Annotated in this window: 24 protein-coding genes; 12 read left to right on the forward strand and 12 right to left on the reverse strand. The window is 53.6% G+C overall.

The window, feature by feature from the left end:
* The first annotated feature begins 181 nt into the window (after nt 1-181).
* Nucleotides 182-1522 carry an anaerobic C4-dicarboxylate transporter gene (locus DDT52_RS14185; protein WP_109053459.1) on the forward strand — a complete coding sequence of 447 codons (1341 nt, stop codon included), beginning with the start codon at nt 182-184 and terminating at the stop codon, nt 1520-1522.
* 121 nt (nt 1523-1643) lie between these two features.
* Here the strand turns inward: DDT52_RS14185 and cuyB are convergent, their stop codons facing one another.
* The 6 genes from cuyB to DDT52_RS14215 all read right to left on the reverse strand — a co-directional run bounded on the left by cuyB (nt 1644) and on the right by DDT52_RS14215 (nt 7147).
* Nucleotides 1644-2429, reverse strand: a complete 786-nt coding sequence (gene cuyB / locus DDT52_RS14190; protein WP_136156932.1) for a cysteate racemase — start codon at nt 2427-2429, stop codon at nt 1644-1646.
* Nucleotides 2429-3439: a D-cysteate sulfo-lyase gene (gene cuyA, locus DDT52_RS14195; RefSeq protein ID WP_136156933.1), complete on the reverse strand. Its 1011-nt coding sequence runs from the start codon at nt 3437-3439 to the stop codon at nt 2429-2431. Before cuyA ends, cuyB begins: the two co-directional genes overlap by 1 nt.
* Before the next feature lie 22 nt (nt 3440-3461).
* Nucleotides 3462-4280, reverse strand: coding sequence for an ABC transporter ATP-binding protein (locus DDT52_RS14200; RefSeq protein WP_136156934.1), 819 nt, complete (start codon nt 4278-4280; stop codon nt 3462-3464).
* Entirely contained in the window at nt 4280-5050 is a 771-nt protein-coding gene (locus tag DDT52_RS14205) for an ABC transporter permease (protein WP_136156935.1), read from the reverse strand. The genes DDT52_RS14200 and DDT52_RS14205 overlap by 1 nt, the downstream gene beginning before the upstream one ends.
* Nucleotides 5051-5056: 6 nt before the next feature.
* Nucleotides 5057-6025: a taurine ABC transporter substrate-binding protein gene (locus tag DDT52_RS14210; RefSeq protein ID WP_425591557.1), complete on the reverse strand. Its 969-nt coding sequence runs from the start codon at nt 6023-6025 to the stop codon at nt 5057-5059.
* A 99-nt stretch (nt 6026-6124) separates the two neighbouring features.
* Nucleotides 6125-7147 (reverse strand): malate/lactate/ureidoglycolate dehydrogenase, encoded by a 1023-nt coding sequence (locus DDT52_RS14215; protein WP_136156937.1) that lies wholly within the window; start codon nt 7145-7147, stop codon nt 6125-6127.
* 301 nt (nt 7148-7448) lie between these two features.
* Here DDT52_RS14215 and DDT52_RS14220 point away from each other — a divergent pair, with 301 nt between their 5' ends.
* From DDT52_RS14220 to DDT52_RS14255, 8 genes are all read left to right on the forward strand, one after another.
* Nucleotides 7449-8471: an ABC transporter substrate-binding protein gene (locus tag DDT52_RS14220; RefSeq protein ID WP_136156938.1), complete on the forward strand. Its 1023-nt coding sequence runs from the start codon at nt 7449-7451 to the stop codon at nt 8469-8471.
* Nucleotides 8472-8530: 59 nt separating this feature from the next.
* Nucleotides 8531-9397 (forward strand): ABC transporter ATP-binding protein, encoded by an 867-nt coding sequence (locus tag DDT52_RS14225; protein ID WP_136156939.1) that lies wholly within the window; start codon nt 8531-8533, stop codon nt 9395-9397.
* Nucleotides 9357-10223: an ABC transporter permease gene (locus tag DDT52_RS14230; RefSeq protein WP_136156940.1), complete on the forward strand. Its 867-nt coding sequence runs from the start codon at nt 9357-9359 to the stop codon at nt 10221-10223. The genes DDT52_RS14225 and DDT52_RS14230 overlap by 41 nt, the downstream gene beginning before the upstream one ends.
* Nucleotides 10224-10509: 286 nt before the next feature.
* The gene (locus DDT52_RS14235) at nt 10510-11337 is read left to right on the forward strand and encodes an ABC transporter substrate-binding protein (protein ID WP_136156941.1); all 828 of its coding nucleotides are present in this window, start codon (nt 10510-10512) and stop codon (nt 11335-11337) included.
* A gap of 60 nt (nt 11338-11397) precedes the next feature.
* A complete protein-coding gene (locus DDT52_RS14240; RefSeq protein WP_136156942.1) occupies nt 11398-12960 on the forward strand; it encodes an amino acid ABC transporter permease/ATP-binding protein in 1563 nt (520 codons plus the stop codon).
* On the forward strand, nt 12944-13621 hold the full coding sequence (locus DDT52_RS14245; protein WP_136156943.1) for a GntR family transcriptional regulator: 678 nt from the start codon (nt 12944-12946) through the stop codon (nt 13619-13621). Before DDT52_RS14240 ends, DDT52_RS14245 begins: the two co-directional genes overlap by 17 nt.
* Nucleotides 13618-14493: an urea carboxylase-associated family protein gene (locus DDT52_RS14250; protein ID WP_136156944.1), complete on the forward strand. Its 876-nt coding sequence runs from the start codon at nt 13618-13620 to the stop codon at nt 14491-14493. Before DDT52_RS14245 ends, DDT52_RS14250 begins: the two co-directional genes overlap by 4 nt.
* Before the next feature lie 207 nt (nt 14494-14700).
* Entirely contained in the window at nt 14701-15810 is a 1110-nt protein-coding gene (locus DDT52_RS14255) for an iron-containing alcohol dehydrogenase family protein (protein ID WP_136156945.1), read from the forward strand.
* Between the two features lie 86 nt (nt 15811-15896).
* Here the strand turns inward: DDT52_RS14255 and gltP are convergent, their stop codons facing one another.
* Nucleotides 15897-17213: a glutamate/aspartate:proton symporter GltP gene (gene gltP, locus DDT52_RS14260; RefSeq protein ID WP_136156946.1), complete on the reverse strand. Its 1317-nt coding sequence runs from the start codon at nt 17211-17213 to the stop codon at nt 15897-15899.
* 409 nt (nt 17214-17622) lie between these two features.
* Nucleotides 17623-18576: an HTH-type transcriptional regulator Cbl gene (cbl, locus tag DDT52_RS14265; protein ID WP_136156947.1), complete on the reverse strand. Its 954-nt coding sequence runs from the start codon at nt 18574-18576 to the stop codon at nt 17623-17625.
* A 397-nt stretch (nt 18577-18973) separates the two neighbouring features.
* Between cbl and DDT52_RS14275 the strand changes: the two genes are divergently transcribed.
* The 3 genes from DDT52_RS14275 to DDT52_RS14285 all read left to right on the forward strand — a co-directional run bounded on the left by DDT52_RS14275 (nt 18974) and on the right by DDT52_RS14285 (nt 22176).
* On the forward strand, nt 18974-19954 hold the full coding sequence (locus DDT52_RS14275) for a GlxA family transcriptional regulator (protein WP_136156949.1): 981 nt from the start codon (nt 18974-18976) through the stop codon (nt 19952-19954).
* 78 nt (nt 19955-20032) lie between these two features.
* Nucleotides 20033-21043, forward strand: coding sequence for a type I glyceraldehyde-3-phosphate dehydrogenase (gene gap, locus DDT52_RS14280; protein WP_136156950.1), 1011 nt, complete (start codon nt 20033-20035; stop codon nt 21041-21043).
* A 173-nt stretch (nt 21044-21216) separates the two neighbouring features.
* Nucleotides 21217-22176, forward strand: a complete 960-nt coding sequence (locus tag DDT52_RS14285; RefSeq protein ID WP_136156951.1) for a DMT family transporter — start codon at nt 21217-21219, stop codon at nt 22174-22176.
* Between the two features lie 24 nt (nt 22177-22200).
* Here the strand turns inward: DDT52_RS14285 and DDT52_RS14290 are convergent, their stop codons facing one another.
* Genes DDT52_RS14290 through DDT52_RS14305 form a run of 4 tightly spaced genes read right to left on the reverse strand, consistent with a single transcriptional unit; the run spans nt 22201 to nt 25830 of the window.
* Nucleotides 22201-22701 carry a TlpA family protein disulfide reductase gene (locus tag DDT52_RS14290; RefSeq protein ID WP_136156952.1) on the reverse strand — a complete coding sequence of 167 codons (501 nt, stop codon included), beginning with the start codon at nt 22699-22701 and terminating at the stop codon, nt 22201-22203.
* The gene (locus tag DDT52_RS14295; protein ID WP_136156953.1) at nt 22688-23407 is read right to left on the reverse strand and encodes an ABC transporter ATP-binding protein; all 720 of its coding nucleotides are present in this window, start codon (nt 23405-23407) and stop codon (nt 22688-22690) included. Before DDT52_RS14295 ends, DDT52_RS14290 begins: the two co-directional genes overlap by 14 nt.
* Nucleotides 23408-23411: 4 nt before the next feature.
* Nucleotides 23412-24524, reverse strand: coding sequence for an ABC transporter permease (locus DDT52_RS14300; RefSeq protein WP_210732716.1), 1113 nt, complete (start codon nt 24522-24524; stop codon nt 23412-23414).
* A gap of 16 nt (nt 24525-24540) precedes the next feature.
* Entirely contained in the window at nt 24541-25830 is a 1290-nt protein-coding gene (locus tag DDT52_RS14305; RefSeq protein ID WP_136156954.1) for an ABC transporter permease, read from the reverse strand.
* Nucleotide 25831: the final 1 nt, after the last annotated feature.

Consider the following 25831-nt stretch of genomic DNA (forward strand, 5'->3'; position numbering starts at 1 on the left):
AAATAAAGCAAATAAATAATAATTATTGAGAGCTATGTCCTTTATTTAAAATAAAAGAGAGAAACATAAAAATTAATAGATTTAGATCAAGAAAATTAATAACAAATAATCCATATAGTACCCGCGACGAAGGTAAGCCAACTTAATTAATTAACTCGTCATTCTGAGCAATGGGGTATCTATGGATTTTATCATTCAATTAGTCATCGTCCTTATTTGCCTTTTCTACGGTGCTAGAAAAGGCGGGATCGCACTGGGGTTACTAGGCGGTATAGGGCTGGTCATTCTGGTGTTTGTCTTTAAACTTCAACCCGGTAAACCACCGGTTGACGTCATGCTGGTTATCATCGCGGTGGTAGCCGCGTCGGCAACGCTTCAGGCCTCAGGGGGTCTGGATGTCATGTTGCAGATCGCAGAACGACTGTTGCGCCGCAATCCGAAGTATGTATCAATCATCGCGCCGTTTGTCACCTGTACGCTGACCATCCTGTGCGGTACCGGCCATGTGGTTTATACCATCCTGCCGATTATTTATGATGTCGCCATCAAAAATAATATCCGTCCGGAAAGACCCATGGCGGCCAGTTCCATCGGTGCGCAAATGGGGATCATCGCCAGCCCGGTATCGGTAGCCGTTGTCTCACTGGTCGCCATGCTGGGTAATTTCACTTTCCAGGGGAAACACTTAGGATTCCTTGACTTACTGTCGATCACCATTCCATCTACCCTGCTGGGGATTCTGGCAATCGGTATTTTCAGCTGGTTCCGTGGCAAGGATTTGGATAAAGATGAGGACTTCCAGAAGTTCATTTCCGATCCAGAAAACAAACAGTATGTTTATGGTGACACCGCCACACTGCTGGACAAAAAGCTGCCTCGCAGCAACTGGGTGGCAATGTGGATCTTCCTGGCAACCATCGCCGCGGTAGCCATTCTGGGGGCAGATGCAGATTTACGGCCGCATTTTGACGGTAAACCGCTCTCTATGGTGCTGGTCATCCAGATGTTCATGCTGCTCGCTGGTGCCATCATCATCATTGCAACCAAAACCAATCCAGCGTCTATCTCCAAGAATGAAGTATTCCGGTCAGGTATGATCGCCATCGTGGCCGTGTATGGTATTGCCTGGATGGCAGAGACCATGTTCGGTGCGCATCTGGAAGAGATCAAGGCAACGCTGGGAACCCTGGTTAAACAGTACCCATGGGCCTACGCGATTGTTCTGCTGTTGGTGTCCAAGTTCGTTAACTCGCAGGCAGCGGCACTGGCGGCAATTGTCCCGGTTGCACTGGCTATCGGTGTCGATCCGGCATATATCGTAGCGTCTGCGCCAGCCTGTTATGGTTATTACATTCTGCCAACCTACCCAAGCGATCTGGCTGCCATCCAGTTTGACCGTTCAGGCACCACCAAGATTGGCCGTTTTGTTATCAACCACAGCTTTATTCTGCCGGGTTTAATCGGGGTGTTCACATCCTGTGTCTTTGGCTGGGTATTTGCTGCTATGTACGGCTTTATCTAAGCAATTCGTCCTGTATGAAAAAACCGTTCGGTTTCCCGAACGGTTTTTTTTATTGTGGGCTATCCCTGCCCGCCCATGAACCCCGGGCCTTTCGCGGGAATATGGCGCTATCAAAAAATATTTAATGCTTTTCTGGGGATTCGTCAGCGCTACGTGACGTTGAAAAACTCACTTCACGGTGTGAAAGCCATACGTTGACACAGGCTTGCGCCAATGCCCGCGTCGGATCAATGCCGATGTCCAGCCAGCGCGACTTCACGGCAGCCAATGCCGGAGGTACCTCGGTACACGCCAATACCAGCCATTCAGCGCCACGATCGACAAGTCGCCCGGCCAGTTGCTCAAGCAACGCCCCGCCTTCCTGTAACGCGCCGCGTTTTACCGCATAGCACCCCGGTACGAAAAGCGCCGTCATTTCCTGTTCAGTCGGCTCCAGCGTAATAATCCCTTTTGCAGCAAACCGCTGCTGATACCATCCCGCCCTGAGGGTGCCATGCGTCGCAATCAGCCCGATTTTCTGTGGCGCCTGAACCTGATCTGTTGCCAGATACGCAACCAATTCCAGCGTGGCATCGGCGATATGAAGCAATGGAGCATGGCTTTCCGCCGCCAGCGCATCAAACCAGTGGTGGGCCGTGTTGCAGGGGATCGCAATATGACTGACAGATAACCGGTTAAGCTGGCGAATCGCCGTCAACAAGGCAGGCAATGGCGACTCCCCCATCCCTGCCAGCGCCTGCTGGCGATCCGGGATTTGCGGCACATTCCAGGCCACCACCGGGACATGATCCTGATCGCGACCGGCGGGCGTTTCCGCAATAATCTTCTGCAACAAATCGACCGTCGCCAGCGGCCCCATGCCCCCCAGGACGCCAATCAGCGGCGCGCGATCTGGCTGAATAGTCATCAGGATGGCGTCTGTTCAAAAAGCTGGCGATAGCCAAATAGCCCGGCAGAACCACCGGTATGAATAAAGACAATATTCTCATCAGAACGAAAATGCCCCTGACGGATCAAATCGATCAGTCCTGCCATACCTTTGCCGGAATAGACCGGATCGAGCAGAATACCTTCCAACTGCGCCAGCAGCCTCAACGCCTCCAGTGTACCTTCTGTCGGAATCCCATATCCTTTACCTACATAGTCACTATTGACGTTTACCGCATCGCGCGGGATTTCGCCCGGTATCCCCAGTAGTTGCCAGGTTCGTTGCGCCAGCGCATACACATTCTCCTCCTGCTTCTCTTTCGGCGCCCTGACGCTAATCCCCAACAAAGGGATCTGACTATGGGTCGCGGTCAACCCGGCGACTAATCCAGCCTGCGTACCGGTGCTGCCCGTAGCATGCACGATGTGATCGATCCGCAAACGCTGCTGGCTGGATTGAAACAGCAATTCTTCCGCACAGGCTACATAGCCCAGAGCGCCAACGGGACTGGAGCCTCCGCCTGGGATCACATAGGGTTTAAACCCCTCTTTACGCAGAGTGTCGGCCAGTTCTTCCATTGCCTGCTGCATATCGGTGCCGGCCGGCAGGTGGTCAACAATCTCGCCGCCCAACAGATTATCCAACAAGATATTGCCGGAGCGCTGGTAGTCATCACCATAATCGGTAACGCGCTTTTCCAGTAACACCTTGGTTTTAAGACCCAGCTTTGCCGCCGCGGCAATCGTTTGCCGCACATGGTTAGACTGCGTCGCGCCTTGAGTGATGATGATATCGGCGCCCTGCCGTTGAGCGTCAGCCAACAGAAATTCCAGCTTACGCGTTTTGTTACCACCGGTTGCCAGTCCGGTGGCATCATCACGTTTGATATACAGCGTCGGTCCGCCTAAATAGGCAGAGAGATTCGGCAATGCCTCCAGCGGCGTAGGGAAATGTCCCAGAGACAAACGGGGGAAACGGGCAAGATGCATAGCTTTCTCCTTGAATTCTGATTTATAAATTGAGATGACGACGCGCTTCCTCACGTACGCGATGAAGAATACGTTTCTTCAACACGGCGTAGTCAGGGTGCTGTGCCAAGGTTTCAATATTTCTTTCGCGGCCAAACGGCAGTTCGATAGCGTCCGCGATACGACCGGGACGAGCCGACATCACCAAAACCCGATCGGCCAGGAACAGGGCTTCGTCAACATCATGCGTGACAAACAGCAGCGTTGTTCCGGTTTTCTGCCATGCTGCGAGCAACAGTTCCTGCATCATCAAACGCGTCTGCGCATCCAGCGCGCCGAAGGGTTCATCCATCAACAGCACGTTCGGGTTAGGCAGCCAGGCGCGCGCTAACGCGACACGCTGTTTCATGCCGCCGGAAAGTTGCCATGGATAATGCTGCCGGAATCCTTCCAGCCCCACCAGAGCGAGGTAGTTTGCCGCTTCATGCTGGATCCGGGCTTTATCGGCGCCTTGCATCCGGGGACCAAACGTCACATTTTCCATCACGGTCAACCAGGGAAACAGATTGGCCTGCTGAAACACCATCCCGCGCGCCGGTCCCGGCCCGCGGACAGGAACGCCGTCACAGAGCACGCGTCCGTGGCTGGGTTGTTCAAAACCGGCAATCAAATTTAAAATGGTCGATTTGCCGCAGCCGGAGGGGCCAAGCAACACCACAAATTCGCCCTTGCTAATCCGCAGTGACACATCATCCAGCACGGTTAACGTTTCGTTCGGCGACGAACGGCCTTGTGAAGGGAAAGAGAGACTCACATGTTCGACAACAATATGCGCCGCGTCTGGCTGATGAATATCCGCCATTATTCTTTCCCTGCCCACGGCACCAGTACATACTGCGCGCCGACCAATAACAGATCGAGCGCATAACCGATACCGCCCAGCAATAAAATGCCCAGCATGACAATGTCAGTGCGCAGATAGGAACTGGCGTTCATTACCATCCAGCCGATGCCCGAGGTGGCGGCCACCATTTCCGCGGCAATCAGAGACGTCCAGCCAATGCCGATAGCCAGCCTCACCGTGGTAAACAACTCGGGCAGCGTATCGGGCAGCACCACATGGAAAAAAATCTGCCTGCGGCTGGCGCCCAGCGTTTGCGCGACCCGTATCCGGGAGCGGCCAACGCGCTCGACGGCAGCACAGGCGCCGACCACCACGCTGAGAAACGTGGCGATAAAGATAAGAAAGAACTTGGATGCTTCACCAATCCCCAGCCATACCACCGCCAGCGGGATTAGCGCGATTTTCGGCAGCGGACGCAAAAACTGGACGAAAGGATTGAAAATAGCGGCAACGGGGGTGGATAACCCCATCAGCAACCCCAGCGGTACGCCGAGAACGATCGCCACGCTGAACGCACCCAGCGCGCGTGCAACACTGACCGCAATATGCTGCCACAACGGCACCTGCCGGTAACCGTCCTGTAGCAGTTCACCAGCGGTTAACCCAATGTCTGACAGCGGCGGCAGAAGCAGCGGGTCAACCCACTGCTTCACCCCGGCTAATTGCCACAGACCAAGTACCAATGCTACGGACGTGATGCTCAATAACACGTAAGACGTTCTTTTCACGGCCCGTTAATTCCCTTTTGCCGCTTGCTTCAAATAGGATGAATTAATGGAATCGGCAAATGAGGAGGGAATGTCGCGCTGACGAACCTCACCGATGCTTTCCAGGAAATGCGCCGTTTTGGCGACCGCCTGCCCGATGCCGCTCTGATCCGTGTGGCTGCCATCACCCAGCCACTCCGCGGTAGCCTGCTGTTCCAGCGTCGGATACTCCAGACCCGACAGCGTATTGGTTGCCGTGGTGACCGGGGCGCCCACTTCTTTTGCTACTGTGGCCGCCGCTTTTTCCGGATCCTGACGGAATTCGTCCACCTTCTGTTGATGGACGCGAAGGAAACGCGCCACCGTTTCCGGATATTGCTGGGCAAATGCTTTTCTGACCACATAGTTGTTGTAAATCAGATAGCCGTCTTTTTGCAGATCCTTGGTCGCGAAGATTGCATGACCGTCAGAGGCTTCCAGCTCCTGAGCAAACGGCGCCCACACATAGCCGGCGTCAATATCGCCGCGTTTCCACGCCGCCACCATTTCCGCAGGACGCAGGGGGATCAGGTTTATTTTGCTGCGATCGAGCTTGTTGACCGTTATCGCGGCTTCAAGCGCATACTGTGCCGTTGAATTAGGCGGATAAGCCACCCGTTTGCCTTCAATATCCTTAAGCGCGACGATCCCCGGTTTGGCAATCAGGCGTTCATAGGTCGCAATCACACCCGATACGCCGACAATCTCCACCGGTAGTTTCCGTACGATGCCGGCCGCTGCCGGGCTGGATCCAAAATTAGCGATATCTATCGCATTACTGGCAAAATAATTCAGCGCATCGGCGCCAGAAGCGAATTGCACCCATTTCACCGGTGCGCCCAGCGCTTTTTGCAATGAGCCGTCAGCTTTGGACAATACCAATACCTGCGAGCCGCCGCTGTAGGCCACCCGTACCTCATCAGGTATTTTTTCCGCCGCCGATACAGTAAACGTCATTAAAAACAGGCTGCCAAGACCTAACGCGCCGAATAATTTTCTCATTATGTTTCCCTATGGAATGAAATAACTGACAAATTCAATAAATTAAAAGAAGAATCAAGCGACCTGCTTATTTAATTCAAAAAGCTGTTTCCAACTGGTGTCATCAACATAAATTCCATTTTCACTACGCTGGCGATAATGGTTCTTTTCAGCATCGCCCGGCAGTAATAATTCTCCATCATCCCGGGATTGACGAACCCACGCTAATAAAGCCGGAATTTCCTGTTGATAGGTTTCCGCGCCCCCTAACCGTTGTGGATCAATTAAAATGGATAGCATGCTGTTAATAATCTGTTTACCTTCGCCTTTTGCCGTACGTTCCGTTTTTCCGCCGGTTAATGCGGCGCCCAGCAAAGAACAAATCAGTGATAAACCTGACCCTTTATGTTGTCCGAAAGACAGCAACGCCCCCAAAGGTTCTTCCATCAACCAGCGTGGATCAATCGCGGGTTTCCCTTCATTATCGACAATACAACCCGGCGCCAGTTGTTTCCCCTCATTCCAGGCAATGCGCGCTTTATTACCGGCAATCACGCTGGTCGCAAAATCCAGAATGACGGGATCGTCACCTTCAACAGGAATACCCGCGCAGAAAGGATTCGTGCCGAAACGCGGGTGCTGTCCCTGCCATGGCAATACAACAGGCTTGGTATAGACGTTGGCAAAATGCAGTGAAACCAGCCCGGCTTCGGCAGCCTGTTCCGCCCAGGCGCCAATACGCCCCAGATGATGGGCATTCGCCAGACTAATGACCGCCACCCCCTGTGACTGCGCACGTTCTATCCCTTGTGTCAGCGCCTGTTTTGCCACCACCTGCCCAAACCCCTGATGGCCGTCAAAGGAAATCAGAGGGCCAAAATCCAGCGTCTGTTCAGCATTGGCATAAGGCGATAATCCTCCCTCCTGAATTGCCGCAATATAGCGCGGCAGCATGCTGACGCCATGTGAATCATGGCCTTTAAGACTCGACTCCACCAGATTATCCGCCACGATACCCGCCACAACGGTATCAACATCAATATCAGCCAATCTGGCGCGTAAATAATCGCGCAAATAATGATGACTAAATACGGGCATAATTGCCTCTTAACACAGACCAAACAAGATAGGCATCACTATAACGCCAGGCGTTTTATACATAACTGAGAAATAAAACTATCGATAGCAAATAATCTTCTAAGGCAAAGATATCCGGGGGTTAAGGCGAACTTCACTAATAAAAGGAGCAATTCTTCTAAGTTATTCCAAAAAAAACTTTATTAATGCCAATCATAAAAAATAGGATTCACCTGGATTCTCCATTTAAAAAGTCCGTCAGGATCGGAAGTATATTCGTATAAAATTTTCTTATGCTTTAATAATTAATTAGAGAGAAAAAATGAATAGCACAGTTAAAAATAAAAAACTCAGTCAGTTAGCGCGAGCGGCGGCATTAATTGGATTAACACTCACGTCTTTTGCCTCTAATGCGGAAGGGAATATCAGTATTGCGCAACAATTCGGTATTGGTTATCTGATATTGGATGTCGTGCGCGATCAAAACCTGATCGAAAAACACGGCAAACAGCAGGGACTCGATATCAAGGTAGACTGGCGCACACTCTCCGGCGCAACCGCCATTAATGAAGCACTGCTGTCAGGCGCGCTGGATGTCGCCTCTGCTGGCGTACCGCCGATGCTAACCGTATGGGACCGCACCCGCGGTAAGCAGAACGTCAAAGCCATTGCTTCTCTGGGATCAATGCCGAACTACCTGCTCAGTAATAATCCTGCGGTCAAAACCATTGGGGATTTGAGCGACAAAGACCGCATTGCCGTTCCCGCCGCCGGCGTAGGCTTCCAGTCTCGCACGCTGCAAATCGAAACCGCTAAACAATATGGCGTTGACGACTTCAAGCGCTTTGACAAAATCACGGTCAGCCTGCCTCATCCCGATGCCAGCGCGGCATTGATCGCCGGTGGTTCAGAAATCAACACCCATTTTTCCAGCCCGCCATTCCAGTATCAGGCGCTGGAACATGCCAACGTCCACAAGATCCTCAGCTCTTATGATGTGCTGGGCGGTCAGGCCACATTCAATGTGCTTTACACCACGCAAAAATTCCATGATGAGAATCCGAAAACCTATCGCGCATTCTACGATGCGCTCGCCGAAGCCGCCCAGATTATCAAGGCTGATAAACCTGCCGCCGCCGAAACATATATCCGGGTGGAAAAATCACGGCTCGACCCGGCGCTGGTGAAAAAAATCGTTGAAGACCCGGAAATCGATTTCACCATTACGCCACAGCGTACCTATGTCTATGCCGAGAAATTACACCAGCTTGGCGTGTTGAAAAATAAAGCTGACTCCTGGAAAGACTACTTCTTTAGCGAGATCCACGAACAGCCAGGTAGCTAGTCACGACGACCGGATAAATTTCGAGAGGCCGGCACCGTCAATCACGCATTGGAGGATTTATGAGCCACGACCACAACGATGAGCTACAGAAGCCCCTGTTACAAATCGACGGCGTCGGTCTGGAATACCGAACTCGCCGCAGTCAGGTTCGCGCCACGCACGATGTCAGTTTTGACGTATTTCCCGCTGACCGCTTTGTGCTGCTCGGGCCGTCAGGGTGCGGCAAATCCAGCCTGCTAAAATCCATCGGAGGATTTTTACCTGCGGTGGAAGGTGAGATCCGACTTGACGGCGAACGCGTCACACAACCGGGGCCGGACCGAATTATGGTTTTTCAGGAGTTTGACCAGCTTCCGCCGTGGAAAACCGTGCTGGAAAACACGCTGTTTCCGCTGGTCGCCAGCCGGAAGGCGAACCGGGCCGAAGCCCGTGAAAGAGCACTGTATTTTCTGGATAAAGTCGGATTAACCAAATTTGCCGATGCCTATCCTCATACGCTATCCGGCGGAATGAAGCAACGTGTCGCCATCGCCAGAGCGCTGGCGATGCAGCCAAAAGTGTTATTAATGGATGAACCGTTCGCCGCGCTGGATGCGCTGACTCGCCGTAAAATGCAGGAAGAATTACTCGCCTTATGGGAAGAGGTGCGCTTCACCCTGCTATTTGTGACGCACTCCATCGAAGAGGCCTTGATTGTCGGTAGCCGCGTGCTGCTGCTTTCCCCTCATCCGGGGCGGGTACGGGCAGAAATCAACTGTCATCAGTTTGCGATGGACGATCAGGGCGGCGAAGCCTTTCAAGCGGCGGCCCAGCATATTCACCATCTTCTGTTTCCCACTGAAGGCACGACGCCTTCTCCTGCCATATCGCATCCAGGTAAACATTATGAGCATCCAGCCCCCCGTCCGACCCGAGTATCAGCGTGAACTTACTCCGCTCAAAGATTTTGCGCTGGCTTTGCCTCTACCGCTTACCACGCGGTTATGGAATCAGGCATGGCTGCGTAAGATTGTCATTCTGTTCGGGTTAATCATCTTGTGGGAATTAGGCGCCCGCTGGCAAAACAACGAATTGATGTTCCCCGGTTTTCTGCAAACCTTTGCTGCTTTCCGGGAGGATCTGGCCAATGGTGAATTACCGAATAAAGTTATGGTTTCACTCAGCACGTTGCTGAAAGGCTATGTGGTGGGTAGCCTGCTGGCGTTGGGATTAAGCGCGCTGGCCGTATCAACCCGCATTGGACGTGATTTGCTGGCGACGCTAACGTCCATGTTTAATCCCCTGCCCGCCATTGCGTTGCTGCCGCTGGCGCTGTTGTGGTTCGGTCTGGGAGAGAAGAGTCTGGTTTTTGTACTCGTTCATTCCGTAATGTGGCCGATGGCGCTCAACACCTATTCAGGTTTCCTCAGCGTTTCTGAAACGCTGCGTATGACCGGACGAAATTATGGTTTGAAAGGTCGGCGCTATGTTGCCTACATCCTGGTGCCCGCCGCATTACCTTCCATTTTGTCCGGCCTGAAAATCGGCTGGGCATTCGCGTGGCGTACATTAATTGCCGCCGAACTGGTTTTCGGCGCCTCCAGCGGCAACGGAGGGCTGGGTTGGTACATCTTCCAGAACCGTAATGAGCTGTATACCGACCGTGTTTTCGCCGGTCTGGCTTCCGTCATCATTATTGGCTTGCTGGTAGAGGGGCTGATCTTTGCCAGCATAGAAAAACTCACGGTAAAACGTTGGGGAATGCAACGCTAAATACCTCACTCAAGGTGTAACGCACCATTTTGCTGCGCGATAATGGTGCTGTTGCACCTTTACTATGCTTTTTTCGTTTTATCCTGACTGAAATTCCCTGCCCACCGGCATCGCACGCCCAGGTATCCATCGTCCCCTTTTCCGCTATGAATTTACACGCCTTATTGACCGCCTCCAGGCATTGGCGGGTCTTTTTTTTAAAAAATAATTATTGGCATACTTATTGATATCATATTGTTCAACAATGTGAATTATTCCTGACGCCAACACCAGAGAGAGAAAAACCATGAAAAACACAACACACAATAAAAAACGTTCGCTCCACCGTACCGCACTGGCTTTGTGTAGCTGTCTGCTTGGTATCACATCTGTTCAGGCGGACGCCGCATTGAAAATAGGTACCGACCTTACCTATCCGCCTTATAACTATATGAATAATGGGAAACCGGCAGGATTTGATACCGAGTTCATGGCGCTGGTAGCCAAAACGCTCAACACCACGCCGCAATTTATGGACACGCGTTTTGCCAATCTGATCATGGGAGTCAACACCAGCAAATTCGATGTCATTGCGTCAACCCTCTATGTCACGCCAGAACGTGCCAAACAGATCGACTATATCCCTTATATGAAAACCGGCGGCGTGCTGCTAACGCTGAAAGCGGGCGACTTCACCCCCACCCAACCAGAGATGCTGTGCGGCAAAAAAGTCAGCTCCATTCAGGGCGCCGCCTGGATCGGAAAACTGGCCGAGGTGTCGAAAACCGTCTGTGCAAAACAGGGGATTGGGCCCATTGATGTACGCGAGTTCCCGACATCGCCAGAAGCCAGTCAGGCGGTATTGTCTCATGCCGTGGACGCGCAATTTGAAGATGCCGCCGTCGCCCGCACTGCCGCTGACAAATCGGGCAAGTTAGCGGTCACCAGCGAGATTCTTTATCCCGTTGTCGTCGGACTGGGCGTTAAAAAAGGTAATGCAGAACAGTTACAGCAACTTAATGACGCGGTCGCGAAAGTGCTGACGTCGCCTGACTACCAGTCGCTGCTGAAGCAATACAACCTGACCGCGCCGACGGCAGAGGATATTACGTCTGCACTGGCTGGTACGCTGTAATGTAATTGCTGACTTGCCATCTCCCTTCATCATTACGGGGAGACACAAGGATACCGCTTTATGAATATTGATTGGCACTATCTCCTCAGCCTGTTTAGCTACCAGGAGTTTTGGGGCGCCACCCTGCTGGTCGTTGAACTCAGTATCGCCACCTGGCTGGGCGGTATTCTGTTCGGATTAGTCCTGGCGTTGGCGAAACAGTCGCACATCTTGCCGCTGCGCTGGCTCGCCGGAACCTATATCTGGCTATTTCGCAGTCTGCCGTTACTGGTTCTCATCATTTTTATTTACAACCTGCCGCAGTTTTTCCCTGCCAGTGCCACGCTACTCTCTTCCCCGTTCCTTGCCGGGCTTATCGCGATGATCCTTAGCGAGTCGGCCTACATTGCCGAAATTCATCGCGGTGGGCTGATGTCGGTTCACAAGGGGCAAGTCGAGGCAGGACGCGCGCTGGGCATGAGATATTTAGGTATCCAGCGTCTGATCGTCATTCCGCAGGCGCTACGTATCGCCCTGCCTACGTTGGCTAACGAGTTCGTCACCATTGTAAAGCTGACGTCGCTGGTTTCAGTGATTTCACTGGCTGAGATCCTGATGGTCGGGCAACGGCTCTATACCCAGAATTTCAAGGTGATGGAGACCTTGCTGGCGGTCGCCTGCTATTACGTTTTTATTGTTACGGTATTCGACCGATTAATTACCTGGCTGGAACGTCAGCTTGACGTTAATCACCGGTTGGCGCAGCCCACCAGCAATCAGGAACAACAGCTGGCGCGGCAAACTTCGCTGACCCCGCCTTCGCCGCCGGGGCACGCCCGTTTTTCCAGACTTCATCCACCGATCATGACGTTGACTGATGTCAGCAAACGCTATGGCGACAAAGTGGTGCTGCAAGGCATTACCCTTCAGTTGGGAAAAGGCGAAGTCGTCTCCATCATTGGGCCGTCTGGCTCGGGAAAAACCACGCTAATCCGCACCATGAATGGCCTGGAATCACTGAGCAGCGGTGAAATCACGCTTAATGGCAAACGTTTTTTGCACGTAACGCCTCACGGCCGCCCCGATACATTTTACTACGATCAGGCTGATCGTATCGGCATGGTATTTCAGGGGTTTAATTTGTTCCCGCACAAAACTGCTTTGGAAAACATTATGTTAGCACCTCACTACCACCGTCAGGGCGCCCGGGATGATATTCGCCAGCTCAGCCTGGCCTTACTGGATAAAGTGGGGTTGCTGGCACAGGCGCATCAATACCCACATCAACTATCCGGTGGGCAACAACAGCGGGTGGCGATAGCGCGTGCGCTGGCGATGAAACCGTCAATTATGCTATTTGATGAACCGACCTCCGCACTCGATCCGGAACTGGTCGGCGAAGTGCTGAAGGTGATCGAAGATCTGGCCAATGAAGGCATGACCATGGCCATCGTCACCCACGAAATGTCATTCGCCTTTAAAATTTCCGATCGCATTATTTTTATGGAACAGGGTGAAATGGTTGCGCAGGGCACCCCCGGCGAGCTAAGCGTGTCAGAAAATCCCCGGCTATCGCGCTTTCTGACAAGCCAACGACATGTATTGAATCAACTGGAGTTCTCATCGCATGCGACCACAGACTGAAGAGACAACGTATCAGGAGCTGCCGGCCTTTGAACGCGTGGCAAATCTGCTGCGCGATGAAATGATCGCCGGAAAACTGTTGGGTGGACAAACCCTGATCGAAAGTGAACTGGCTGAACGCCATCAAATTTCCCGAAATACCGTACGCGAAGCGCTGCGCCAGTTGCTGTGTGAAGGGTTGGTCGTTTACCAACGTAATAAAGGCGTTACGGTACGCACGATGACACGTACGGATATCAAGGATATTTATATTATCCGCCGCACGCTCGAGCTACAGGCGGTCGGCGGCGACAGATATATCAAACAGGAAACCCTGAAGCGGCTATTGGATACCATTGAAATCGTGAAAAGCGCCGCCCGCGACGACGACTGGCCTACCGTGGCAACTTACAGCCTGCGTTTTCACCAGGTCATTGTCAGCATTCTGGGGAGTGCGCGCTTCAATAGTTTTTTTGCCAGCATCGTCGCCCAGCTACGCTTGCTGTTTGCCTCGGCCCCCGACGAAAAATTCTTCCAATATCCCTGGGTTGAGCGTGACCTTCAGATCTATCAACTGTTGCGGTCCGGCGATCGCCAGGCTGCCTGCCAACTTCTGACTCAGTATTTACAGGATTCAGAACAATCATTACTCACATTATTTGTGACCAAGGAATCACTATGACCACATTTTATCCTGCGGCTTATCAGGTATCCAAAGGATCGGCGCTGGACGTCGATCGCGATTTCTATCAGCACATTGCCACCGCACAACACAAACGGACGCTGATTGAACAGATCCATGTTCCTATTCGAACCGGTCAGGCCTGGACAGTGCCTGCCGGTCACGTCTTTCGCATTGTTGCCGCCGAGGGCGCCCAGGTTGGCGACCTGAATATATGGAATCAGCATAATCCGCGGGAGCGGATGTGGGCGGCGCGTACCCGGCAATTACAGGGCGCGCATGTCTCAACCTTCGACCGTCTGTGGTCTAACCTGCCATTTCTGCGTCCCATGGTGACCATTACCGCCGACAGTCTGGCCGATTACGGCATCGACGAGCATGGCGGCCGCGTACACGATCTGCTGGGAACGCGTTGCGATCCTTACGTCAACCACCTGCTGACCGGTGAAGACTTCGATTTTCACTGCCATTCCAATCTCACCCGCGCCGTGATGCCCTATGGTTTGACCGAGTTTGACGTGCACGATGTCCTCAACGTTTTCCAGTGTACCGGGCTAAACGCGGACGATATGTATTTCATGAAAGCCTGTCCGGCGAAAAAAGGAGATTATCTGGAGTTCTTTGCCGAAATTGATGTGCTGTGCGCGATTTCAACCTGCCCGGGAGGCGATCTCTCGTTGCCGATGTGGGGACCGGATGCTGAAGATCCACTGTCAGTCTGTCGTCCGCTGGGAATTGAAATCTACCAGTTGGATGACTCACTGCTGCAAGGTTGGTCACAGCCGGTGTCACCCGCCTATAAAGGCAACCACGGTATGCCCTTGCCTAAATGGGAGGATCAGCCCGGCGCGAAAAACAAAAAATGTTGCTGAGCGCCATCGGACAGGCGCACTACCTCCCTACCTCGCCTCATAGTTAACCGGATCGCCTGCTGGCGCCCCAGACAATGACGGCCCCCTCACCACCGACTGGTTATGCAAAATGCGCGTATGCATAACCAGAATTGTTCTTTTGCCGTTTTCTGCATCGCTGCTACAACTGGATATCAGCTATCCTCCGACATAGAAGAGATCGCATCCATGATTGCAATACAAGCACCCGAAACCTATCTGAATCGTGATGGCGTCATCCGTTCTGTTGGCGAATTCATTACGCCTTTGGCCAAAACGGTTCTGATCGTTACCAGCCCGCAGGCCTGGCAGGCAACGGCAGAACACGTTGAGCGCAGTCTGAATCAACACGGCCTGTTTTATCAGGTTGAATTTCTGCCGGGCGATTGCACCAAGCTTGCAATCGAAGCACTGACCGCTCAGGCACGCAAATTCAAGGCCGAATTGATTCTGGGCATTGGCGGGGGACGCGTTCTGGATTCGGCGAAAGCCGTCGGCGAAGTATTGGGACAGATTCCGGTGATTACCGTTCCCACGATCGCCGCGACCTGCGCGGCCTGGTCCCCCATCAGCGTAATTTACAGCGAAACCGGCGCGCACAACGGCCCAATCGCACTGAAGCGACTGCCGGTATGGGTTCTGGTTGACAGTGAAGTGATTGCGCAAAGCTCGTCGCGCTACCTCAAAGCCGGCATCGTGGATGCGTTGGCGAAATGGTATGAGTTCCAGCCTTATTTGCGCAATGGCGATGATGGACTGGCTCTGGCATTGAAAGCGCAGGCGGCAAGACTGGCCGTGGATACCTTCAATACTTACGGTGAACAGGCCATTAATGACAATGAGCAGCGGCAGGTGACGCCGGCATTACGCAAAGTGATTGATGCCGTTATCGCCCTGGCCGGCGTGGCGAACAGCATGAAAGACAATGTTCCGCGGATTGGCGTCGCCCATGCCATTCATAACAGCATGACGCGTTTGCCGGCGCTTCATCATTGGCTGCACGGCGAGAAAGTAGGATTTGGCTTGGCGGCACAGGCATTTCTTGAACATGAACATGCCAGCGACAGAGCAGAGCTATTGTCGCAGCTTCATCGCTATGGCAGCCCACTGACGCTCACATTACTCGGTCTGGGCGATCGCCCGCAGCTGGTTGAGGAAATTGCGCGGGAGGTGAAAATCTCCGCCAAAATAGCGGCGCGGCTGCCCTTCTCCGTCGCGCCGGAAAACATCAAAAATGCGCTATGGAGTACCCAACAGTTGGTCCAATCCCCCCAGCGTGAAGACAGCCGGGCCGCCTGAATGACAACGCCCCGGAAAGGTATCCGGGGTCGTCATTGATGCCCGTTCAGCGCTAACGCCCCGGCCCGATGAAAGCCGCTATCCGCTCACCCTTGCGGAGCCGTTTCTATGTCAATACCTTTCAGTTCGCGTTCATAAGCCTGCGTTTTTTTCTCATCGAACTGATGTTCCCATTTGGCGACGACCAGCACCGCCAGCGCGTTGCCGACAACATTCAGCGCCGTACGCGCCATATCCAAAATACGATCGACCCCGGCAATAAACGCCAGACCTTCCAGAGGAATGCCCACACTGCCGAGCGTCGCCAGCAGAACAACAAAAGAAACGCCCGGCACGCCGGCAATCCCTTTTGACGTCAGCATCAAGGTCAATACCAGCACAATTTCCTGCCCAATTGACAGTTCAATGCCATACAACTGCGCAATAAAGATGGCGGCAATACTTTGGTACAGCGTAGAACCATCAAGGTTAAAGGAATAACCGGTTGGCACGACAAAACTGGTAATCGATTTCGGCGCGCCATACGCTTCCATTTTTTCAATAATACGCGGCAATACCGTCTCAGAACTGGCCGTAGAGTAAGAGAGAATCAATTCATCTTTCAGGATTCGAATCAGCGTGGTGATGCGCAATTTACATAAACGGGCCACGCTGCCCAGAACCACCAGGGCGAAAAACAGAATCGAGGCATAAACCAGAATCACCAGTTTCGCTAACGGCCACAGTGAGGCAAAACCAAAGTTGGCCACCGTCACCGAAATCAGGGCAAATACCCCTACCGGCGCATAGCGCATGATCATATGCGTCACTTTAAACATGGTTTCGGATACGCCGCGGAACACGTTCAGCAACGGATCGCGCTGCTCTCTGGGTAAAGAAGACAAGCCCAGCCCGAACAGTACCGAAAAGAAAATAATCGGCAGCATATCCCCTCTGGCGAGGGCCGCAAAGATATTGGGCGGAATCAACGACAGGATGGTAGCGACCAGACTATGTGAGCCGCTTTGAACCTGCTCGGTGGTTTTTTCATATTGCGAGATATCGACAGAAGTCAGCATCGACATATCGATGCCCTGTCCCGGCTGGAACACGTTCGCCAGCGTGATGCCCAGAACGATGGCTATCGTGGTGATGACCTCAAAATAAATGATGGTCTTCAGACCAATCCGCCCCAGCTTTTTCGCATCCCCAACGCCGGCAATACCGACAATCAGCGTAGCGATAACAATGGGCACGACAATCATTTTAATCAGGCGGATAAAGATATCGCCCGCAGGACTGAGAATATTACTGATGAGCCATTGGCGACTCTCGGCCTGTTCATGCAACACCGCGCCGAGTGCGATACCAAGAACCAATGCAATGAGGATTTGCCAGGCAAGGCTGATTTTCTGCGTTTTCATGTGATTTTCCGTTTTAAAACTCCTCGCCATGAACGCATGGCGATATCGCAAATTTCGGCTCAAGGTAAGCCGTAAAATAAGCGTGGAGACAGCATATTTGATGAACCGCTATCGATGTTTTCCCATACCCGCGTGAAAAGTGAATCACATAGTTATTCAATAAAAACGCACAAGTATTTGTATCTAAAAACAAAACATCTAGCATAAGTTATTGTTATGGCGTGGAATGCTACTATCCCCCCACGGTGAGATCAAGTGGATTATGGGAGCAACAAATCATAATTATGCTTAATCAATGACAGCGAGACGGGCCGAATCACAGCAGCGTTACGGCAATTATTGCGGGGAATGACGCCCGCCAGCGACAAGAAAATCGCTGGCTGGAAACAACGTCAGGCAAGCATCCTGCTTAGATCTGGTAATCGATAACCGTATCGTCATGATCGCTGAAAACCCGATCTTTAATTTCAGTCAAAGAGAGTTCCGTGTTACAAAGCTGAATGAACTTCCAGGCATAGTTACGCTGTAGTTGATGTTTTTTCAACCCCAGCCAAACCGTATTCGCTTCAAATAAATGTTCCGCATTCAGTTTGACTAATCCTTTATCCCGATCGGGATCGTAAGAATGGTCGGCGACGATCCCGACGCCAAGCCCCAACTCGACATAGGTTTTAATCACATCCGAGTCCTGTGCGCTCAGGGTAATATCCGGGGACATTCCGGCGGCCTGAAATGCCCGATCCAAACGGGAACGTCCGGTAATCCCCTGCCGATAGGTAATCAGCGGCACGGTATTGAGTTTCTCCAGCGTTAATACCGGTTCCCTCGCCAACGGATGGTTTTCCGGCACAATGACCGAATGATGCCAACGGTAATAGGGAAAAGCCGCCAGCGCCGTTTCATTAATCAGTTGCTCGCTGGCAATGCCGATATCGGCGTCTCCCGTATGCAGCATCGCCACAATTTCATCCGGCGTTCCCTGATTTAACACCAGACGCACCTGCGGATACAGCGCCCGAAACTCTTTGATCACCTGTGGCAGGCTATAGCGGGCCTGTGTGTGCGTGGTCGCGATCACCAGTTGCCCCGTGTCGTTATTGGTAAAGACGTTGGCCAGACGACGGATATTGCTGGCGTCGTTCAGAATCCTTTCTGCGACAATCAACAGCTCTTTGCCTGGTTCAGTCATTCCCAGCAACCGTTTCCCGCGACGGATAAATATTTCAATCCCCAACTCCTCTTCCAGCTCACGAATATGCCGGCTTACACCAGATTGAGAGGTAAACAGCGTATTCGCCACCTCGGTCAGGTTGTAATTGCAGCGCGCAGATTCACGAATAATTTTCAGTTGCTGAAAGTTCACTTTTCACCCCGTCGTTAGTATTACGTTCCAGCCTTATACCCTGAATAATTCGGGTTGCATGAAGGCGGTCAGCGATTCGGGAGACAAATCCGCCGGGGCGAGGCCCATGAAGGGGCCGGGTAACGAGCGCGGCCAACGCACATGCAACTTGAAGTATGACGGGTATATCCAATGGCTATTGCAGACAATAGGTATATTGATACGAAGGAATGGGGCTCAGGACAAATACGGAAATGGTTTTTATTATGCTCTTTTGTACTATAGAAAATAACATACTGATATTAATGATATTAAAATTGAGCAATCTGTATCCCCTGCTGAAGAATCATCTGAATCCGTTTTTTGGGGAATTCAGGTTGCGCTTGACTTATTTTGCCTCATTTGTATTTTTAAGGACATGCACACATTCCTGATTATTGTCCCCGAAGGGGGAATGCTATTCGAAGCGGCGGGGATTGCCGACATCCTGACGCAGGCTAATCGCCTGAGGCCGGAGGATTCGCCTAATCCGCGCTACCAGGTGACAATCGCCACCACCCAGCCTCATCACGTTGTTCATGGGCAGTCAGGGCTGAATCTTCTGGCGGATCACCGTCTCTCGGATCTCGATCCCGCGCTGGAACGCGATACCATCATGATCACGGGAAGAGGATTAACCGAGGAAGAAGGCGCCGTCGTCGCGGATTGGGTTCGCCGCGCCGCCCCCAAAGCGCGGCGCGTCGTTTCTGTCTGTGGGGGCGCATTGATCCTCGCCCAGACCGGCCTGCTTGATGGGCGCCGGGCCACTACGCACTGGCGATTGCTGGATACGCTGCAATCCCGTTTTCCCAAAGTGAAAGTCGAAAGAGGGCCTATCTATATTCAGGACGGCGCAATATGGACTTCGGCCGGCGTCAGTTCGGGGTTCGATCTCACGCTGGCGCTCGTCGAAGACGATCACGGCTTCACTCTGGCTCGCGATGTCGCACAAGACCTCGTCATGTTCCTGCGCAGACCTGGCGGCCAATCGCAATTCAGCCGCTATATCCTGAACCAGGCCAAAAAACCCGGCCCGATTCGCGATCTCCAGTCCTGGATCCTTGAGAACCTCGCCCACGACCTGTCAGTCGAAAAGCTGGCGGACCGCGTCGCCATGAGCCCGCGTAACTTCACGCGCGTGTTTACCCGTGAGACCGGGACGACGCCGGCCAAATATGTAGAAGAAGTGCGCCTGGATGCAGCCAGACAACGTCTGGAACAGGGCGCGGAAAAACTTGAACAGGTCGCGGAAGCGACCGGATTCGGCAATAGTCTCAATCTGCGCCGTGTTTTTGAAAGAAACCTGCAACTCACGCCGACGGAATACCGCGAACGCTTTTGCTCCCGCATGTTGGCGTAAATTGATCTATAAACGTCATTTACGCCATTCTTCTTCCTCTCTAGAGTGGAAGAAGGACAATTAACAAAGGTATTCATCATGGTCAACGTTGGTATCAATGGGTTCGGAAGAATCGGTCGTAATGTCTTACGCGCGGCATTGGGTCGCAGCGATTTCCAGGTTGTGGCGATCAACGACCTGACGGACAGCAAGACTCTGGCCCATCTCCTGAAATACGATTCACTCTCTGGCACCTTGCCGGTCAGCGTCGAAGCGGTTGATGACCGGTTGGTGCTTGATGGCAGGCCCATCCGTGTTTTCTCAGAAAGAGATCCCGGTTCGATCCCTTGGGGGAGCGTTGGCGTCGACATCGTGATCGAAGCCACCGGGTTTTTCACCGAAAAATCCAGAGCCGAGGTGCATATTACGAAAGGGGGCGCCAAGCGAGTCATCATCTCCGCGCCCGGGAAAGGTGACGACATCACGGTGGTGATGGGCGTCAATCATGAACAGTACGATCCAGCCCGCCATCAGGTTGTCAGCAACGGAAGTTGTACCACCAACGGCCTTGCCCCCGCGGTTCAGGTGCTCCATCAAACCTTCGGCATTGAGTATGGCCTGATGAACACCACTCATGCCTATACCAACAGTCAGGCGCTGCACGACCAACCGGAAAAGGATTTGCGCGGCGCCCGGGCCGCGGCCCTCTCGATCGTGCCTTACTCCAGCGGGGCCGCCAAAGCGATCGGCAAAGTTATTCCGGAATTGGATGGCCGTCTGACCGGCTACTCCCTGCGGGTTCCGGTTCCGGTGGTTTCTATCGTCGACCTGTCGGTTACCCTGAAACGCGACGTCACGGTAGACGAAATCAATAGCGCTTTTCGCAAGGCCGCGGAGTCCGGTCCTCTCCAGGGCATTCTCGGTTACAGCGACGAACCGCTGGTATCAAGCGATTATCAGGGAGACCCGCGGTCATCCATTATTGATGGGCTTTCAACGCTGGTCATCGGCGGCAGGCTGGTCAAGATCCTGGCATGGTACGACAACGAATGGGGCTTTTCTAATCGCCTCATTGATTTGGCATTGCTGATGGAAAAACGGGGATTGTGACAGTCCATCGCCCCTCGGCCTTTGGTCGAGGGGCGACACGGACGATCAATCTCCACGCTTCCCGGTATTGAACGTTATCATGCGCGGTTTCTCGTTATTCCTTTGAACCCCACCGTCTCAGCCTCTAGACTAGGCGTCCTCTATCCATCATTTTAATGAATAACGGGTTTACGATGCTCACTGGCGTTTTTTTCGCCCTCTCGGCAGGGTTAATGTGGGGATTGATTTTCGTTGGTCCAGTCATTGTGCCGGAATACCCGGCAGCCTTACAGTCAACCGGACGTTACCTCGCTTTCGGGCTGATCGCCATCCCTCTGGCCTGGCTGGATCGTCATAGACTGCGTCAATTAAGCCGCCAGGACTGGTTTGAAGCGCTGAAACTCACCGCGATCGGCAATCTGCTGTATTACTTCTGCCTGGCCAGCGCAATCCAGCGTACCGGCGCGCCCGTTTCAACCATGATTATTGGTACGTTGCCGGTGGTTATTTCGGTCACCGCCAATCTGCTGTACAGCAAACGCGATGGCCGAATCGCCTGGCGACGGCTTGCGCCGGGGTTGATACTGATTGTCGCCGGGCTGATTTGCGTCAATATTGCGGAATTGAAAGGATCGGAAGCGCCATTGGATCTTTGGCGTTATTTAAGTGGCATCGTGCTGGCCTTCATTTCCGTCGCCTGCTGGACCTGGTATCCGCTGCGTAACGCCCGCTGGTTGCGTGAGCATGTGGACAAAACGCCTACCACCTGGGCCACGGCACAGGGTCTGGTTACGCTGCCTCTGGCGATGCTGGGCTATCTGCTGGTCTGTACCCACCTTGCCCTGACCCGTGAAGGGTTCGCATTACCCTTCGGCCCGCGTCCGGCCGTATTTATCCCGCTGATGATCGCCATTGGGCTATTTTGCTCGTGGCTGGGAACGCTCTGCTGGAACGAAGCCAGCCAGCGGTTGCCGACGGTACTGGTTGGTCCGTTGATTGTCTTCGAGACGCTGGCCGGTCTGACGTATTCGTTTATGATTCGCCAGTCCTGGCCTCCGCTGCTCACGCTGTGCGGCGTGGGCTGTCTGGTGGCCGGCGTGATTTATGCCATGCGGGTTAAGCCACGGCCGATGGTTGTGCCAGTGCCGGTATAGGCGGCGTTTTCAGGGTAAACCCGATCACGCGCCACTCGCTAATTGCCGGAACAGCGCAACCAGCTGTTCCTCATTTCTTGCGCCCTGATGCAGCTCCAGCACCTTGCCATTACGGTCAATGGCGAACGAGGTCGGCGTACCTATGACCTGATAACGCTCCCTGGTGATACCCAGTTGATCGCGGACAACCGGATAGGTGATCTTGTGATGTGCCAGCAAAGAGGAAATATCCACAGCATCAGGATCGGTATTCACTGCCACCACCACCACTTTATCGCCATAGTCTTTGCTGAGTTTTTCCAGCGTACTCATCTCAGCCAGACACCCACCACAGCCCGAAGACCAGAAATTCAGATACACGCTTTTCCCCTGCCAGCGGGATAAATCCACCTGCTGTCCGGCCAAATCGTAAGCCGCAAGCGCCGGCGCTTTAGCGCCGATGCTCACCTGATCTTCTTTACAACCGCCAAGCAACGCCAGCATTCCCAACAGGAAAACGGCGTTGAGAGTATTACGCCATAGCATGATGGTTAATCTCCTCGCTTAGATACTTACCGTGTTGTAAACGGATAATGCGGTCGGCAAACTTACCGAGTTCAGGGTTATGCGTCACCATCACGATAGTACGCCCCTGACGGTGCAAATCCTTCAACAGATCCAATACTCGCTGTTCGTTCTCTTCGTCCAGATTCCCTGTCGGTTCATCGGCGAAAATGACTGGCGGTTCATTCACCAGCGCACGGGCAATACACACCCGCTGCTGCTCGCCGCCGGACAGCTGGCTGGGCAGATGGTCCACCCGGTGCGCCAGTCCGACCTGCTCCAGCACCCGCCGCGCCGCGGCTTCATCTACGACGCTGTGGTAATGCTGGGCCAGCATGATATTTTCCAGCGCGGTCAAAAAAGGAATCAAATGGAACTGCTGAAAGACCAGACCAATTTTATCCGCCCTGAATTTGCGCCGCCCTTCTTCATCCAGCGCCGCGGCGTCAATGCCGTCCAACAGCACCTGCCCGTCACTCACCGTATCCAGACAGGTAAGAATGTTCATCAGCGTCGTCTTGCCCGAGCCGGACGCGCCCATAATGGCCACGAACTCGCCGCGGGCGATGCGAATATTGATATTCTCCAGCGCGGTAACCTGACCAAAGCGTTTATAAAGCTGGCGAGTTTCAATCACCGCCTCTTCCGGGGCCGGCTCCGCCGCCTGAACCTGTATTGCTAAGGACATCGCACTACTCTCCTTTTAAAACTTTGGCTGGTTCGATATAAATCGCCCGTCGGGTAGGAACAATGGCCGCAACCGCCGCGACCAGCAGAGAGAGCACCAGCGTTAACGGAAATACCGGCGCCCGCAACGAGATTGAGGCGTTGAATACCGCCATGCCTAACACCTGCGCCAACAGATACCCGATCAATGAACCGCAAATCACCGCGGCCAGCGCAATAATGCCGGTTTCCGCCAGCATCTGACGGATGATATCCCGCCCGCTGGCGCCCAGCGCCTTCTGTAAGGCGAACTCGCGCGCGCGTTCGCCCACAATCGCCATCAGCGTCGTGTTCACGCACAGGGACGACAACACCAGAATGACCACGGAAACCAGCCCCATCAGCCCTTTGATCTTGGTCAGCACCTGACCTTCCGAGGCCGAGACTTTGAGAATGGGGCGAATTTCCAACTGCGGGTATTGTTGCTGCAAGCTGGCTGCGAATTGATCCACCTGCCCCAGATCGTTGCTGACGCTGAGCAACGCGTTACTGATCGTCCCCTCTCTATCCAGCCACTTCTGCGCCAACGCCAGATTGACGATCAGCATATTGTCGGTGGCATCGCCGGATTCCACGATCCCTTTAATCTGCAATCGCTGCCTGCCGCCGTCGCCCACCAGCGTGATACTGTCGCCCACTTTTACGTTCAGCCGTTCCGCCAGCTTGACCCCAATCATCGCGTTGCGATCGTCAAAACTGACGCCAATCCAGTTGCCGGTGACCTGCCAGTAAGGAACCAGCGGTCGTAGCGACTCAAACCACACCCCCATCAGGACGACTTTCTCCAGTTCCGTGCGTGCCATCCCGTACAGATAAGGGCTGGCGGCATTGATCAATCCGGCCGGCGCGTTTTCCACAATCGGCTGAAAGGTACTTTGCGGCAACGAATTCCCCCGTGCGGGGCCGATATAGAAGTTGGCGCCGAAGGTGCGCAATTCCTGACTCATTTTGGCATTGATATCGAAATAGACGGCAGACATGGCGGTCACGATTGCCGCACCGACAGTGAGGGCGGCAAACACCACGCTAACCCGCTGCATACGCAGTCTCAGCGCGCGCAGCACCAGCCGCCAGAACATCCCGTTCATCCAGACATTAGCGGCCATACAGCACCTCCACCGGATAAAGTTTGGCGATACGGCGCGCCGGGAACCAGGTGCCGATCACCGCAATCAACATGGAAATCACCAGCACGCAAGGAATAACGATCCAGGCAAAGCTGAGCGGCACGCCGAACAGCATCAGGCCAATGGCTTTCGCCAATCCCCACCCGGCTACGCAGCCCGCCATTCCGCCAATCAGGCCGCTTAACGCCGCCTCCAGATAGAACAGCAGCATAATCTGCCATTGCCGCGCGCCTAATGCCTTCATCAGGCCAATTTCTCTGGCCCGTTCCATAATGGTACTGGTCATCAACGAGGCGATTCCCATTGCCGCGGCGACCAGCGCAGCGAAGGTCACGACCGCCAGCAACAGTTGGATTTTGTCGATCACCACGCCTTCCGACGCCGCCACCTGCCAGATAGGCCGCACCACCGAACCGGAAATCGCTTCTTCCAGTTGATGAGCGATTGAGGACACGTAGGCGGTGCAATACCAGAGGTCATACTCTTCGGCGTTCAGCGCCTCCAGATTTTCACGCGCCCGGCGGGAAAGCTCATTCTCCGGGACGGTTAGCGCCGAAACGCGGATCGCCTGCACCTTTCCTTCCAGCCCCAATAAGGATTGAACCGCCGCCAGCGGCATCACCAGACGGCTTTCTTCGTCGCCGCCGCTGCTGAGAATACCGCTGATATGCACCGTCATTTCGCCCTTCGGTCCGCGTAACCGCAGCGTATCGCCGGTCTGCCAGCCATTTTGCTGCGCCAGCTGCTTACCGGCCAGCGCATCCACCGGCTTGCCTTCCGCAATGGGCTCCTGCGGCCAAACGCCGGCGACCTGCCAGTAAGGGCTGACCGCTATTTGTCCGGTGCGGTAGTCTTCCTCATCCGGCACCGCCACGGGCTGAGAGAAAAAGGTGCCCAAAACCGCGATCGGCTGACCGTTAATCTCCACGTCGCCGCTCAGCAGAGGCGCAAACCCGACAATATTGTTACGCCAGAAAATATCCTTGATGTTGGGCAGTTCTGATTCATCCAGAAAATCCTGACCGTCCAGCGGATTGCTGCGCTCGCCAAACAGTGCGGGCAACGCCGCCTGTCCTGCCGGTTCGATCAGGATATTGGCGCCGTACGACTTTAACTCACGCGCCATTTTGTCGCCGATATCGATCGATACCGCCAGCAGAGCTGAAATCAACCCGGCAGCCAGAAAGACCGTCAGCACCGCCAGCGATTTACGCCGAACGTTTCTGCGCCAGGATTGACGTAACATGCGCCATAACATC

Origin of the sequence: Brenneria roseae subsp. roseae, from assembly GCF_003115845.1 — a bacterium.
Classification (GTDB): Bacteria; Pseudomonadota; Gammaproteobacteria; order Enterobacterales; family Enterobacteriaceae; genus Brenneria; species Brenneria roseae.